Genomic DNA, 14,063 nt, shown 5'->3' with positions numbered 1-14,063 from the left:
CGATACGAGATCAGGGGAAGGGCGGAGCTGAATGAGGACCCGCATGTATCACCACCGAGCGTGTGGGAATGGAGCGACTCCCTTACCGTGCGTCATCATGCCGCCCCCGTCCAGCGCTTTACCAAGCCTGTGACCTGCGAAAACGCCGCAAAAGGGGCCGAACAGGACGACATCCTGGCGTAAGCGTGAGGCTTCCGTGTTCCCGCTCCGTTCACTAGGTTGTGACACCATGACGCTCCAGGCGCAGAAGCCGGTCGACAGCGGTGATTCCAGCGGACACTGGCTGGCGGTGCGGCCCCGGCTGATCCTCGCCAGCGGGTTCATGCTCTTCCTGGAGCTGGCGCTGATCCGCTGGACCGGCTCCAACATCGTGCACCTGAGCTACTTCACCAACTTCGTGCTGCTCGGCTCGTTCCTCGGCATCGGGCTCGGGTTCCTGCGGGTCGGCCGGACCACCGCCCAGCCCTACTACTCGCCGGTCGTGCTGTTCGCCCTGGTCATGGTCGTGCTGGTGTTCCCGGTGACGGTCGACCGCGACACCGAGGGCGTCCTCTACTGGACGAGCCTGTCCACCGTCGGGCCGCCCGCCTGGATCAGCCTGCCCGTCGTCTTCTGCGCCGCGGCGCTCGTCCTGATGGGCCCCGCCGAGCTCGTCGGGCGCTGCTTCCCCGAACTGCCCCGGCTGGAGGCCTACCGCTACGACCTCATCGGCAGCCTGAGCGGCATCGCGCTGTTCACCGCGCTGTCGTTCCTCAGCGCGCCGCCGGTCTTCTGGGGCGTCATCGCCGCGGTCGCCTACGGGATGCTGCTCGTGCCCCGCCCCCGCGCCGCCTACCTGGGGCTGGTGACCGTCCCCTCGCTCGCGGTGGTGGGCCTGCTGCTCGCCGAGACGCTCACCGCAGGGGCGCTCTGGTCGCCCTACTACAAGGTCACCCACCGCCAGTTCGAGCAGCTCGGCGTGCCGGTGACCGACATCTCCGTGAACGGCATCCCGCACCAGCAGGCCGTGCCCGCCTACGCCCGGCTGCAGTGGGAGGCCCAGTACGGGCTGCCCTACGAGCGGGCCGCGGCCAAGCCCGACGACGTGCTCATCGTCGGTGCCGGCAGCGGCACCGACGTCGCCATCGCGCTGTCCAAGGGCGCCCGCCACGTGGACGCCGTCGAGATCGACCCCAAGCTGCGCGAGCTAGGCGGATCCACCCATCCCGACAAGCCGTACGACGACCCCCGGGTGACCACGCACGTCACCGACGGCCGCGCCTTCCTGGAACAGACCGATCGCACGTACGACTTGATCCTGTTCGCGCTGCCCGACTCGCTCACGCTCGTGTCGGGGGCCAGCTCGCTGCGGCTGGAGAGCTACCTGTTCACCGAGGAGGCCATGCGGGCGGCCCGCGAGCGCCTCAAGCCCGGCGGCGCGTTCGCCATGTACAACTACTACCGCGAGAGCTGGCTGGTGGACCGGCTGGCCTCCACCGCCCAGAGCGCCTTCGGCCACGCCCCGTGCGTGGACGTGGTGAGCACGACCGGCCACCAGGCCGTCATCACCGCCGGGACCACCCCGCAGGCGCAGCGCTGCGGCACGCCCTGGGCGGGCGCCGCCGCGGGCACCCCGCCGCCCGCCGACGACGACCGGCCGTTCCTCTACCTCAAGGACCGGACCATCCCGTCGCTCTACCTCATCACGCTCGGGCTGATCCTCCTGGTCAGCCTGCTCGCCGTGCGCCTCGTGGCCGGCCCGTACCGCAGGATGCGCCCGTACGCCGACCTGTTCCTGCTCGGGGTGGCGTTCCTGCTGCTGGAGACCAAGAGCGTGACCGGGTTCGCGCTGCTGTTCGGCACCACCTGGGTGGTCAACGCGATCGTGTTCGCCGGGGTGCTCGTCGCCGTGCTGCTCGCCGTCGAGGTGACCCGCCGGTTCCGCACCCCGCCGCTGCCGGTCATGTACGGGGTGCTCTTCGCCGGGCTGCTGCTGGCCTGGCTGGTGCCGAACGCGTGGCTGCTGTCGCTGCCGGTGCCGCTGCGCGCGGTGGCCGCCGTCACCGTGGCCTTCCTGCCGATCTTCGCCGCGAACGTGGTGTTCGCCAAGCGGTTCGCCGACACCGCCGACGCCACCACCTCCTTCGGCGCCAACCTGCTGGGCGCCATGGTCGGCGGGTGCCTGGAGTATCTGGCGCTGGTCATCGGCTACCAGGGTCTGCTCGTCGTCGCGGGCGTCCTTTACCTCGGGGCGCTGGTGCTGTTGCCCCGACGGGCGCTCGCGTGAGCCCCTGTTTGCCCGGCGATATGAGGCTTTACCTGCGGTTTTGGAATGCCTGGGAAAGTCACGCCGTTGTAACAGACATCTGAGCGCGCAGCATCACGGCCGCTCCATTCCCAGCGCACCTCGCCCCGCAGCGTGTCCAGTCCGCAGAGGTGCTCCGATGTAGCTCTACGCGCACGCATGATCACTTGACGTGCGCGCACTCTGGAGGAACACCCATGTCGATGTCCCGCACCCTGCGTAAGTTCGGCGCGACCGCCGCGCTGGCCGTCGCCACCACGGTGGCGGCTCCCGCCTTCGCCGCCCCGGCCCAGGCCGCCGCCAAGCCCGCCGAGCTCCCGTACGGCCAGGACGTCTCCAACTACCAGCCCACGCACGACTGGGCTGCCAGCGGCGCCGACTTCGGCATCGTCAAGGCCACCGAAGGCGTCGACTTCAAGGACCAGACCTTCGCCCGCCACTGGAAGGAACTGGACAAGCACAAGGTCGTGCGCGGCGCCTACCACTTCGGGCACCCGAAGAACGACCCCGTCGCCGAGGCCGACTTCTTCCTGTCGGTGGTCGGCGGCCAGCCCGCCAAGAAGGGCGACCTGCTCGCCCTCGACCTGGAGACCGACGACGGCCAGTCGGCCGAGCACGTCAACAAGTGGGCCAGGACGTTCATGGAGCGGGTCAAGGCCAAGACCGGCGTCACGCCGATCTTCTACAGCGGCTACGCCTTCGCCGACCAGTACGGCAAGGGCCTGAGCGAGTACCCGCTCTGGGTCGCCCACTACGACAAGCCCAAGGGTCAGGTCACCCCGCCGGCCGACTGGAAGAGCTGGGCCATCCACCAGTACTCCGACTCGCCGGTCGACCAGAACGTCTCCGCGCTGAGCGTCGACCAGCTGCGCGCCCTCGGCCGCCGCTGACGACGCCAGGCGACGGACGCGCCCGGTCCCCCGAGGATCAGCCGCACAGCTCCTCGAGTGACTGGGCGCTGTCGTTCCCCTGCGTGTTCCGCGTCGGCGTCTCGGTCGGCTTGGCCGCCCGCACCCGGGTCGGTGACGCGGACGCCGTCGGCGCCCCGGATCCCGTCGGCGCGGCCTGGGTGGCGGCCGTCGCCCGGCGCGGCTTGAGCGAGTCCTGGATCGCCTTGGCCGACGCCCGCCGGATCTTCACCCAGTCGGGGCTGCCCGGCCAGAACTTCGGCGGCACGAACTGCAGACTGCTGATCTTGGCGTCCTTGACCTTGAGCGCCAGCTCCACCAGCGGCTCCACCAGCTCCTGCGGGATGTTCGTGTGCGCCAGCCGCTTGGTCGCCGAGGTGATGCTGTTGAAGTTCGCCAGGATCTTCTGCGGGGTCGCCTGCTGCGCGAACGCCCCGATGACGCAGCGCTGACGGCCCATCCGGGAGAAGTCGTCGCTGCCCACCCGGGACCGGCCGTACCAGAGCGCCTCCTCGCCCGAGAGCCTCCTGGTGCCCGCCCTGATCGTCCCCGCGGTGCCGTACAGGCCGCCCCACTTGATGTCCCGCTCGACGTGGATGGTCAGCCCGCCGATCGCGTCCACCAGGTCGGCGAAGCCGTACATGTTCATCAGCACGTAGTAGTCGATGTCGAGGTTGAGCGTGTAGCTGATCGCGTCCATCAGCGCGCGCGGGCCCTTGTTCTTGCCGCCGGCCTGCTCCGGGTGGTCGTTGGCGTACTGCCACACCTCGTTCAGCAGGCCGCCGTTGGCCAGCTCGGCCATGAAGCCGTTCGGGAAGTGCTTGCGCAGCGGGGACGACGGCGGGAAGCGCACGTGCTGGAGGTTGCGCGGCAGGCTGAACAGCACCGTGGTGCCGGTCGGGATGTGCACGCTGGCCACGTTCATGCTGTCGGTGCGGACACCGGTGCGGTTGCCCGCGGCGTCACCGCCGATCAGCAGGAAGTTGACCCGTTCCTTGCCGTTCCACGGGTCCTCCTCCTTGATCGGCGCCACCTCGGGGTTGTCCTCCGCGCGCTGGAAGACGTGGTTCTTGGCGTCCCACAGCGCGTAGACGGACGTGGCCGAGAACGCGAACGGCGCCATCACCACCACGCACAGCAGGCCCACCACGATGCCGGAGATGATCTGGCCCTGGTGGTCGAGCCGGTTCGGGCCGAGGGTGACGTACGAGGAGACCGCGAGCGCGAACCAGCTCAGCGCGCCCAGCGAGGCCATGACGACCACCGTCATCATCACGCTGTCGCGGGTGAAGATCCCCACGTTGCCCAGGTTGGCCAGCACGAACGCCAGCACGCCGAGCAGCGTCGCGGCGAAGATGCCGACGAGGATGAAGCCGGTGCGGCGGTGCCCGGCCCGCAGGTGCGCGGCGCCCGGCACGAAGATCGACAGCAGGGTCCAGCCGAGGAGGGACGCGAGCGTGAGAGGGCGCGCGAAGCGCGGTGCGGCGTTCCCGCCGCCGATCCTGGAGAGCTTCGCCGCGAACCCGCCGCCTCCGGGCTTCCCCGCGTTTCCGCCCCCTGGCTGCCCCGGGATCCCGCCCCCGCGCGGGGCTTGCGCGCCCGGCCGGGCCGCCTGTTCGCCGCCCCCGGAACGCCTCCCCCCGCGCGCCTGGCTTGCTCGCGGGCCGGCGCCCCTGGGGTCGCCGCCGTCCGCGCCCGGTTTCGGACGCGGTGCGGCGGTTTCGGCCGGGGGGTCGGACGGGTTCGCGGACGAGGGCCGAGGTCGGCGAGAGGGGCGCCGCTTCCTGCCTCCGGGCGCGGCATCCACCCCATCGCGTCTGGTCACTCCGGCTCCTTCACACGGCTACCAGGCATAACCCGCTGGGTTTGCCCCCCGATGGCACAAGATTGCCAGGATTCTAGTCGCCATATATGGACATCAAAGACATTGCCCAACTTGAGATGAACCCCATCTGTCTTAAGAGGTGGCCGAGGCCGGCACCACCCAGGTGTTGCACTGGTAGGCCTGGTTCTTCTCCCAGCCCTGGCGGAACCACCGGTGGTTGTTCGCCGGCGACCCGTGGTCGCGCACCCGCCCGGGATGGTCGCCCAGGTTGCTCCAGAGCCAGAACAGCCGCTGCCTGTTGCTCGTGCTCACCGGGTAGGACGCCGCGACCGAGCGCATCCACATCCCGGCGAAACAGGTCGCCTGCAACTCCATGCGCCGGCTCAGCCCCAGCTTGGAGCTCTGGCTCGACGTCTCCAGCGTCCGCTCCCACCAGGAGTCGATCAGCCCGGTCAGGTTCTGCACGTGGTGCCCGTACTCGTGGGCCATCGCGCTGGTCACCCCGCCGTGCCAGTTGATGATCTGGCCGTACCCGGCGGAGCTGCTGTTGCCGACGGCCACGCCGGAGGTGGAGACGTAGATCGTCCGGTTGCGCGGGCAGTAGTACGGCACGTTGCTCCCCGCCGGGGGATAGTCGCCGCAGACGCCCCTGCCCTTGGTGGCCACGATGGCGTAGTCGGGCGGGGTGAACGGGATGTTCTGCTTGCGCAGGATCTCGCCCCAGGCCCGGTCCATGCACTTGCCGGTCTTGAGGATCAGCGACTTGACCTGACTGTGGCTGCGGAGGTTCACGTTGCCGGCCCGGCAGGTGTACCTCGGCAGGGCGCCGGCCCGGTAGACGGAGTTGTTCTTCAGGCTGCGGTTGACCGTGACCTGCTCGGGCGGGTCGACATCCGGCTCGTCGTCCGGCTCGTCGTCCTCGGTGGGCCGCGGGCTGGGGTTCACGGTCGGCGTGTCGTCGGGGGTGGGCGGGTCCGACTCGTCGGCCCGCGACCGGGTCGGCTCGGAGTACGGCGAGGGCGTCGAGTACGCCAGCGGCGTCGAGGTGTCCCGGCCTGACGACCCGCCGATGACCGCCGCCCCGACCACCACCAGCACGAACAGCGCCGCGATCGACCCGAACACCAGCCCGAGCACGCCGGCCACACCCATCCCGGACTTGCGGCGCGGCCGGTGGTGCCACTGCCCGTGCGGCGGGAAGGGCGGCTGAGGCGGCTGAGGCGGCTGGGGCGGCCACGGACCACCAGGCGGCGGACCGCCGGGAGGCGGACCACCGGGCGGGGGATACGAGCCGCCGGGCGGCGGGTACTGCCCGCCGGGCGGGGGATACGGTCCCTGCGGATAGCCGCCGCCCTGCCCGGGATGAGGCCCCTGGCCGGGATACGGCCCCTGCCCCGGTAACGGACCTTGCCCCGGGTACGGACCCTGACCCGGGGGTGGTCCTTGACCCGGGTACGGGCCCTGCCCCGGGTACGGGCCTTGGCCGGGCGGAGGTACATTCTGGCCCGGATACGGTCCGCCAGGGTTGGGGCCGCCTTGACCCGGGTATGGGGAGCCCTGAGGCTGTGGCCGGCGGTGGCCGGGCGGCGGCCACGGTAGCGAGGGTGGCCTCTGGGGCTGTCCTGGCCCCTGTGGCGGGGGAGGATACTGCCCGTTCCCTGTCACCGTGTCGCCCCTTTACTCGGTTGTCCGAGATGCGTGACCTCTCCTGTCACACATCGTGCCTTTGCCGAATATGGGGCAGAAGCATACTGATTTCCCACCCGTCACGGATGTAGCCGTACTCGGTTACGGTCCGAAATCATTCGAGGTGATCTCAGTCATGTTCCGGACCCCGAACGTGCCGTTGTCCTAGCGTTCTTTGCCATGAACCTCCAGCAGCTCCGCTATGTGGTCGCGACTGCGGAGCACCGCACCATGACTGACGCGGCAAGATCGCTTTACATCGCACAGCCTGCGCTTTCGCGTGCGATCCGCGATCTGGAACGAGAGCTCGGAATGACGCTCTTCGCGCGCTCGGGGCGGGGGGTAGTGGTGACCTCGCAGGGTCGCCGCGTGGTGAAGCTGGCTCGGGAGGCGCTCGACGCCGTCCGCGAGATAGAAGGCCTCGCCAACCACGGCGGCGCCGGTGAAGCGGAACTCCGCATCGCCTCCACCCCCAGCCTGGAGCCCGGTCTGGCGGGGCGGCTGTTGCCCGCCTACGCCTCCGAGCACCCGGGCGTCCGCGTGCACATCGTCCGCTGCGAGGGCCGCGAGGCCGTCGTCAGCGCCATCCGGGACCAGCGGGCCGACCTCGGTCTGACCGATCTGCCCGTCCCCGGCGACCTGATAACCCACCCGCTCGAGCGCCAGGAGATCGTGCTGATCTCCCCGCCCGGGCTCGAACTCCCCAACCCCGTTCCGATGGCCAGGCTCCACGGCATGCGCCTGGCCCTTCCCGCGCGCGGCAGCGTCCGGCGCAGGGAGCTCGACGCGATGTTCGGCAAGTTCGCGGTCAGCCCCGTCGTCGTCCTCGAAACCGACGAGCGCAACGGCTGGCTGAACGCGGTCCGCGCCGGTCAGGCGTCGCTGTTGTGGTACCGCGGGATGGCCGAACAGGCCGCCAGGGCGGGCCTCGTGGTCCGTTCGCTGGAGCCCGCGGTCAGGCGTGTGATCGCCGTCGTGCACACGCGCCGCCGCCTCCCGCTGATCGCCCAGGACTTCCTGGCGACCGCCGAGAGGGGCACCACCGCCTAGCGCGGTCGGATCTCTCACCACCTCGCCGGTGCCGGCAGGCGTGTTCTTGGTTCTTGGCGGACACGTCGCGGGCGCCGTTCAGTCCCACCGCCACACCGGTCGGCCGACAAGCCCGCCAGGCGCTGAGCCATGCGCCCGACGGCGCACCGACGGGCGGCGATCCTCCGGCTTCCGGGCCGGAACACCTTTGGGGGTGAACCCGTGGCGACGCCGTGCGCGCGTCACGGGGACGGCGGCAGGGACACCACGGCGCGGAGGCCGGGGGAGGCGTCTTCCAGATGGACGGTCCCGCCATGGGCGCGGACCGTCTCCCTGACGATGGCCAGCCCCAGCCCCGCACCGCCTTCGTCGCGGCTGCGGCCGGAGTCGAGCCGGGTGAACCGGTTGAACACCCGCTCCCTATCCGCCTCCGGGATGCCCGGGCCGTCGTCGGTGACGGTGAGGATCCCGTCGGCGGTCAGCGCGACCTCGACCTTCGACGCGGTGTGCCGTACCGCGTTGTCGATCAGGTTGGTCAGCACCCGGCTCAGGTCCATGGCGTCGCCGCGCACCTCCACCGGGTCGCAGGCGGTCAGCCGCACCTCGGCGTACCGATCGGCCGTGCGCCGCACGACCTCGTCCAGGTCGACGGGCTCGCGCCGGGCCGGGACGCCGCCGCGCTCGTCCAGCCGGGCCAGCGCCAGCAGGTCCTCGGCCAGCCGGGACAGCCGCAGGGTGTCCTCCAGCACGCCCTCGGCCGTCTCCGGCCAGTCCTGCCCCTCGGGGTGCCCGAGCGCCACCTCCAGCTGGAGCCGGATGCTGGCGAGCGGGCTGCGCAGCTCGTGCGCCGCGTCGGAGACCAGCGCCCGCTGCCGCTTCTCGGCCTCCTCCAGCCGGGCCAGCATGTCGTTGAGCGTGGTGGCCAGCGAGTGCACCTCGTCGCGCGACTCCGGCACCGGCAGCCGGCGCGACCGGGCGGTGTGCGTGATCTCGGCCGCGCCCCGGCGCAGCGCCGTGATGGGCCGGAGCGTACGCCCGATGATCATCCAGCTGGCGCCGGCGAGCAGCAGGACCAGGAGCGGCGTGCCCACCCACAGCACCCGCCCGGCCGTGCGGACGCTCGTCTGGATCTCCGACACCGACCGGGCCGCGATCACCGTCTGCCCGCGGTCGGCGCTCAGCACCACCACCCGCAGCTGCGCCGGGATCGCGTACGGCTGACCGTCGAGCGACGTGGCCTCCCCCAGCTCCAGGGCCCGCGCCCGGGCCCGCGCGTCGAGCAGCGGCACCAGCCGGTCGGCGCCGTAGGTGACGTGCGTGATCCGCCCTTCGGCGTCGATGACCTGCACGATCGTGCCGTCGTGGGTGGTGATCGGAGTGGTCAGGGTGCGCGTGTCGGCTTGCACCCGCACGGTGTGCGCCTGCCGCATCACCGACTCGTCGACGGTGTCGAGCAGCGTCCGGTCCAGCACCGAGAGCAGCACCGACGCCGAGAACGCCAGCGCCACCGCGAGCACCGCCACGGCCACCACCGTCAGCCGGAACCGCAGCCCCTGACGCCGCCACCAGGCGGACGGGCGCACGGAGGGGGACGCGGAGGGGGACGCGGAGGGGGACGCGGACGGGGGCGGGGACTCAGCCACCGTCGCCGGCCAGCCGGTAACCCGCGCCGCGCACGGTCTGCAGGGCGTTCCTGCCGAAGGGGGCGTCGACCTTGCGCCGCAGATAGCCCACGTACACCTCGACCACGTTCGGGTCGGTGTCGAAGGTGTCCCACACGTGCTCCAGGATCTCCGACTTGGACACCACCTCGTCGCGCCTGCGCAACAGGTACTCCAGCAGCGCGAACTCACGCGGCGTCAGCTCGACGTCGGTCTCGCCGCGCCGCACCCGCCGCCGCGCCGGGTCCAGCGACAGGTCGCCGGCCGCCAGCACGGCGGGCCGCCTGCCGGCGTCGCGCCGCAGCAGCGCCCGCAGCCTGGCCACCAGCACCACGTACGAGAACGGCTTGGTCAAGTAGTCGTCGGCGCCCAGATCGAGGCCGTCGGCCATGTCGTACTCGCCGTCCTTGGCCGACAGCATGAGGATCGGCACCCAGTTCTCCTCGGCGCGCAACTGCTTGCACACGTTGTAGCCGGACAGCCTGGGCAGCATGATGTCGAGCACGACCACGTCGTAGTCGCCGTGCCTGGCTTGGTGCAGCCCCTCCTCACCGTCGTGGGCGAGGTCGACGGCGAACCCCTCCGCCTGCAGCCCGCGCTGGAGCGCGGCCGCCATCCGGCGCTCGTCCTCGACGACCAGTACCCGCATGGGCCGATTCTCCCGTCTTCGTGCTGAGAGCCCGCTGAGAACGCTGAGAGAGATCTCAGCCCGTCTCAGGTTCGCCTAAGGATGCATCACGCAGGCTGCGTGTATCGACATACCGTTAAGGAGTGACATGCGTAGAGGCACGTTCGTGAGATGGGGAGTGCCGATCGCGGCGGCGGCGGTCATCGGCGGGGCTATCGGCGCCGGACCGGTCATCGCGGCGGTGAGCGGCGATCCCGTGCTGCCCGAGCGGTCGGCCCAGCAACTCCTGGCCGACGCCACCCGGGCCACCGAGAAGAGCGAGGGCATGCCACCCATGTCGGGCACCGTCCAGCAGACGGCGTCCCTCGGCCTGCCGGCCCTGCCCAGCGGGGGCGAGGGCTCGCCGCTGTCCCTGCTGTCCGGCTCCCACGAGGTGAAGCTCTGGTACGGCGACGAGAACAAGATGCGGCTGGCCCTGCCCACCCAGTTCAACGAGACCAACGTCATCGTCAACGGCGACCAGGTCTGGTACTGGAACAGCGACGACAACGCGGCCATCAGCATCAAGCACGAGGGCGGCGATCACCCCCGCGAGGAGCTGCCCACGCCCACCCCGTCCGTCATGACCCCGGACCAGGTGGCGCAGCGGTTCCTGGAGCAGGTGGACGAGTCGACCACGATCTCGGTGAGCAACACCGCCGAGGTCGCGGGCCGCCCGGCCTACCAGCTCGTGCTCTCTCCCAAGGACCCGGCGTCCCTGGTCCAGGAGGTGCGGGTGGCGCTCGACGGCGAGCTCTTCATGCCGCTGCAGGTCCAGGTGTTCGCCAAGGGCTCGGCCGAGCCGGCCTTCCAGGTCGGGTTCACCCAGCTGACCCTCAGCGCGCCGGCCGAGGAGAACTTCGTCTTCACCCCGCCCCCCGGGGCCAAGGTGGAGGAGAAGACGTTCGGGCCGTCCGACGTGAACCGGGAGCCCGTCGACGGGGCCGAGCAGACCGCCGCGGACGTCAAGGTGCGCGGCGAGGGCTGGACCGCGGTCGCGGTGCTGCCCGCCGACAGCCTGACCGGGCAGGCCGAGGCCGGCAAGGGCGACGCCGGTGACGCCGGTGACGCCGGTGACGCCGGTGACGACGCCGGGACGCGGGCGCTCCTCGACAGCGTGCTGAAGTCCGCCACGCCGGTCAGCGGCGCCTGGGGCTCCGGCAAGCTGATCAAGACGAAGCTCGTCACCGTGCTGCTGACCGACGACGGCCGTCTGCTGATCGGCGCGGTCACGCCGGAGGAGATCGTGAAGGCGGCGGGCGTCCAGTGACGACCGCCATGCGGCAAGCGGGGTCGTCCATCGGGGCGGCCCCGCCCGCCGGCCCCCGCACCGACGCCGCCATCGTCACGTCCAGGCTGACCAAGCGCTTCCGCGGCGGCCAGGTGGCCGTCGACGGCCTCGATCTGACCGTCCCGCGCGGGTCCGTCTACGGGTTCCTGGGGCCGAACGGCTCCGGCAAGACCACCACGATCCGGATGCTGCTCGGGCTGATCACGCCCACCGACGGCAACTGCTCCCTGCTCGGCCTGCCGCTCGCGCAGGCCCTGCCGAAGGTGGGCGCGCTGGTCGAGGGCCCGGCCTTCTACCCGTACCTGACGGGGGAGGCCAACCTGCGCCGGTTCGACGCCGCCGATCCCACCGCCTCGGGGGCGACGGCCCGGCGGCGGGCGGCCGAGGCGCTGGAACGCGTCGGGCTCACCGCCGCCGCGGGCAAGCGCTACCGCAACTACTCGCTCGGCATGCGCCAGCGGCTGGCCATCGCCGCCGCCCTGCTCGGGCCGCGTGAGCTGCTCGTCCTCGACGAGCCCACCAACGGGCTCGACCCGCAGGGCACCCGCGAGGTGCGCGCGCTGGTCAAGGAGATCGCCGCCGGCGGCACCACCGTGTTCGTCTCCTCCCACCTGCTGGCCGAGGTCGAGCAGATGTGCACGCACGCCGCCATCATGCGCACCGGCCGCCTCGTCGCCGACGGCACGATCGCCTCGCTGAGCGGCGGCCGGGCCGTCCGCGTCAGCGTCGAGACGCCCGACGTCGCCGACGCGGCGCGGGTGCTCACCGAGCTGGGGCTGGCCGACGTGCGCGCCGCCGCCGGCGCCGTGACCGCCGAACTCGGCGGGCACGCTCCCGAGCGGGTCAACGCCGCCCTGGTGGGCGAGGGCGTGGCCGTGCGCGGGCTCGCCGTCCTGCGGCCGAGCCTGGAGGACGTGTTCGTCGGACTGACAGGAGAGGGATTCGATGTCGACGGCTGACACCGGCACGCACCCCCGTCGCACGCCCGGGCTGGTGTCCGTGACCGAGACCCTGAGCACGACCGAACGCCTTCCGTCCGCGCCGCCCGCCGAGGCCGCGCCGCCCGCCGAGGCCGCGCCGGCGGCCGGCCGCCGGGCAGGGGCGTTCTGGCGGCTGCTCGCCTCCGAGCTGGGCCTCACCTTCCGCCGGCCGCGCAACCTGGCCATGCTGGCCGTGGTCGCGGTGGTGCCCGTCGTCATCGGCGTGTCCCTGCGCCTGTTCACGGGGGACGAGGAACTCGGCGGCATGATCGCCTCGGTGACCGGCAACAGCCTCATGCTGACCTTCGTCGCCCTGTCGGCGCTGGTGGTGCTGATGTTGCCGATCACGGTCAGCGTCGTGGCCGGCGACGCGCTCGCGGGCGAGGCGTCCGGCGGCACGCTGCGCTATCTGCTCGCCGCGCCCGCCGGACGCACCCGGCTGCTGGCCGTCAAGTTCCTGAACGCGGTCGTGTACGCGTACGCCGCCACCGCGGTCGTGGCGCTGTCGGCGCTGGTGACCGGGCTGGTGTTGTTCCCCCTGGGGGACGTGACGCTGCTGTCGGGCACCACCATCTCCATGGCCGAGGGGCTGCTGCGCATGGCCATCGCCGTCGGCTACGTCGGTCTGGGCATGGCGGCGCTGTCGGCGGTGGCGCTGGCGGTCTCGGCGTTCACCGAGGCGCCCATCGGCGCGATCGCGGGCACGGTGGTGCTGGTCATCGCCTGCCAGGTGCTGCGGGCGATCCCCGCGCTCGACGCGATCGCTCCCTACCTGCTGCCGACCAGGTTCGCCGGCTTCGACGCGGTGCTGCGCAGCCCGATCGACACGGGGGCGCTGATGGAGGGCGTGCTGACGTTCGGCGGCTACATCGCGATGGCCCTCACGATCGCCTGGGCCCGCTTCTCCGGCAAGGACATCACGTCCTAGCCCCCGCCGGGTCCGGCTCGCGCCCCGTACGACTCGTACGGGGCGCGGACGGTTGTCAGGAGGAGCGGCGGAGCGCCAGGACGGCGATCACCACGCCGAGCGCGCCGACGGCCAGGCCGGTCACGCCCAGCAGGCGGGCGGTGCCGTCGGACGGGGCGGTCGCCCCGGAGACCGGCCCGGCCGAGGCCGCGACGGGGGAGGCCGACGGGGTGGCGCCGGCCGCAGGGGTCAGCTTGAGCACCGGGGCCGGGTGCTCGGGCTCGGCGCCGCCGGCCGCCGGGGCGTCCGACCACGAGACGACCTCGCCGCTGGAGTAGGTCTGCCTGGTCGGGAACACCAGCCGGTCGACTCCCTCGGGCAGCCGTCCCATCGACACCTCGAACTCCTGGAACTGGCCGCGGCCGATCTCGCCGCCCGACCAGACGACGGTGGTGACGGCCTCGGTGAGCTCGCCGAACTCGGTGGTGACGGGCTTGGGCAGTTTGCCCTCGGTGACCTTGACGGTCCAGCCGGGCACCGGCTTGACCGAGACGAAGGCCAGCGGGTGGTCCGTGGGGAAGGTCACCTCGACCTTGGTGGTCTTGGCGTCGTCGCGCTCGTTGGGCACCCGGAAGGCGACCTTGGTGAACCCGCCCGCCTCGGCGGTGCCGGGGTTGACGGTGACGTGGGCCAGCGCGGGCAGGGCCAGCGCGGCGGTGAGTGCGGCGGTGACTGCGGTGGTGGCGGCGAGCACGGTCGCCGCGCGCCTGACGAAGGACATGGCGGAACTCCACTTGGTGATCGGGGGGATGGGATGTCAGCGGG

The 14,063-nt window shown here is 71.7% G+C and carries 11 protein-coding genes; 6 read left to right on the top strand and 5 right to left on the bottom strand.

Going from position 1 to position 14,063, the window contains the following annotated elements:
- Positions 1 to 229 precede the first annotated feature (229 nt).
- Positions 230 to 2,266, top strand: a complete 2,037-nt coding sequence (locus ACGFI7_RS14850) for a spermidine synthase (protein ID WP_393404091.1) — start codon at positions 230 to 232, stop codon at positions 2,264 to 2,266.
- A gap of 215 nt (positions 2,267 to 2,481) precedes the next feature.
- Positions 2,482 to 3,174: a glycoside hydrolase family 25 protein gene (locus ACGFI7_RS14845; RefSeq protein WP_393404088.1), complete on the top strand. Its 693-nt coding sequence runs from the start codon at positions 2,482 to 2,484 to the stop codon at positions 3,172 to 3,174.
- Between the two features lie 37 nt (positions 3,175 to 3,211).
- Here ACGFI7_RS14845 and ACGFI7_RS14840 read toward each other — a convergent pair whose 3' ends face one another.
- A complete protein-coding gene (locus ACGFI7_RS14840) occupies positions 3,212 to 4,609 on the bottom strand; it encodes an LCP family protein (protein ID WP_393404086.1) in 1,398 nt (465 codons plus the stop codon).
- 540 nt (positions 4,610 to 5,149) lie between these two features.
- Positions 5,150 to 6,169 carry a neutral zinc metallopeptidase gene (locus ACGFI7_RS14835; RefSeq protein WP_393404084.1) on the bottom strand — a complete coding sequence of 340 codons (1,020 nt, stop codon included), beginning with the start codon at positions 6,167 to 6,169 and terminating at the stop codon, positions 5,150 to 5,152.
- A gap of 714 nt (positions 6,170 to 6,883) precedes the next feature.
- Between ACGFI7_RS14835 and ACGFI7_RS14830 the strand changes: the two genes are divergently transcribed.
- Positions 6,884 to 7,753, top strand: coding sequence for a LysR family transcriptional regulator (locus ACGFI7_RS14830; protein ID WP_393404082.1), 870 nt, complete (start codon positions 6,884 to 6,886; stop codon positions 7,751 to 7,753).
- Positions 7,754 to 7,974: 221 nt separating this feature from the next.
- Here the strand turns inward: ACGFI7_RS14830 and ACGFI7_RS14825 are convergent, their stop codons facing one another.
- Positions 7,975 to 9,315, bottom strand: a complete 1,341-nt coding sequence (locus ACGFI7_RS14825) for a sensor histidine kinase (RefSeq protein ID WP_393404080.1) — start codon at positions 9,313 to 9,315, stop codon at positions 7,975 to 7,977.
- Between the two features lie 52 nt (positions 9,316 to 9,367).
- On the bottom strand, positions 9,368 to 10,042 hold the full coding sequence (locus ACGFI7_RS14820) for a response regulator transcription factor (RefSeq protein ID WP_393404078.1): 675 nt from the start codon (positions 10,040 to 10,042) through the stop codon (positions 9,368 to 9,370).
- 127 nt (positions 10,043 to 10,169) lie between these two features.
- Here ACGFI7_RS14820 and ACGFI7_RS14815 point away from each other — a divergent pair, with 127 nt between their 5' ends.
- From ACGFI7_RS14815 to ACGFI7_RS14805, 3 genes are read left to right on the top strand one after another with little or no spacing between them, the layout of a single operon-like run.
- Positions 10,170 to 11,330, top strand: a complete 1,161-nt coding sequence (locus ACGFI7_RS14815) for an outer membrane lipoprotein carrier protein LolA (protein WP_393404075.1) — start codon at positions 10,170 to 10,172, stop codon at positions 11,328 to 11,330.
- Between the two features lie 8 nt (positions 11,331 to 11,338).
- Positions 11,339 to 12,310: an ATP-binding cassette domain-containing protein gene (locus ACGFI7_RS14810; RefSeq protein WP_393404072.1), complete on the top strand. Its 972-nt coding sequence runs from the start codon at positions 11,339 to 11,341 to the stop codon at positions 12,308 to 12,310.
- A complete protein-coding gene (locus tag ACGFI7_RS14805; protein WP_393404069.1) occupies positions 12,297 to 13,259 on the top strand; it encodes an ABC transporter permease in 963 nt (320 codons plus the stop codon). The genes ACGFI7_RS14810 and ACGFI7_RS14805 overlap by 14 nt, the downstream gene beginning before the upstream one ends.
- 55 nt (positions 13,260 to 13,314) lie before the next feature.
- On the opposite strand, the gene ACGFI7_RS14800 is transcribed toward ACGFI7_RS14805, so the two are convergent.
- The gene (locus tag ACGFI7_RS14800) at positions 13,315 to 14,019 is read right to left on the bottom strand and encodes a YcnI family protein (RefSeq protein WP_393404066.1); all 705 of its coding nucleotides are present in this window, start codon (positions 14,017 to 14,019) and stop codon (positions 13,315 to 13,317) included.
- Between the last annotated feature and the right edge of the window lie 44 nt (positions 14,020 to 14,063).

This window comes from Nonomuraea sp. NPDC048826, assembly GCF_043198225.1.
In the GTDB taxonomy this organism is placed as follows: Bacteria; Actinomycetota; Actinomycetes; order Streptosporangiales; family Streptosporangiaceae; genus Nonomuraea.
Note: the sequence above shows the minus strand (reverse complement) of the source record. Positions and strands in the feature narration are given on the sequence as shown.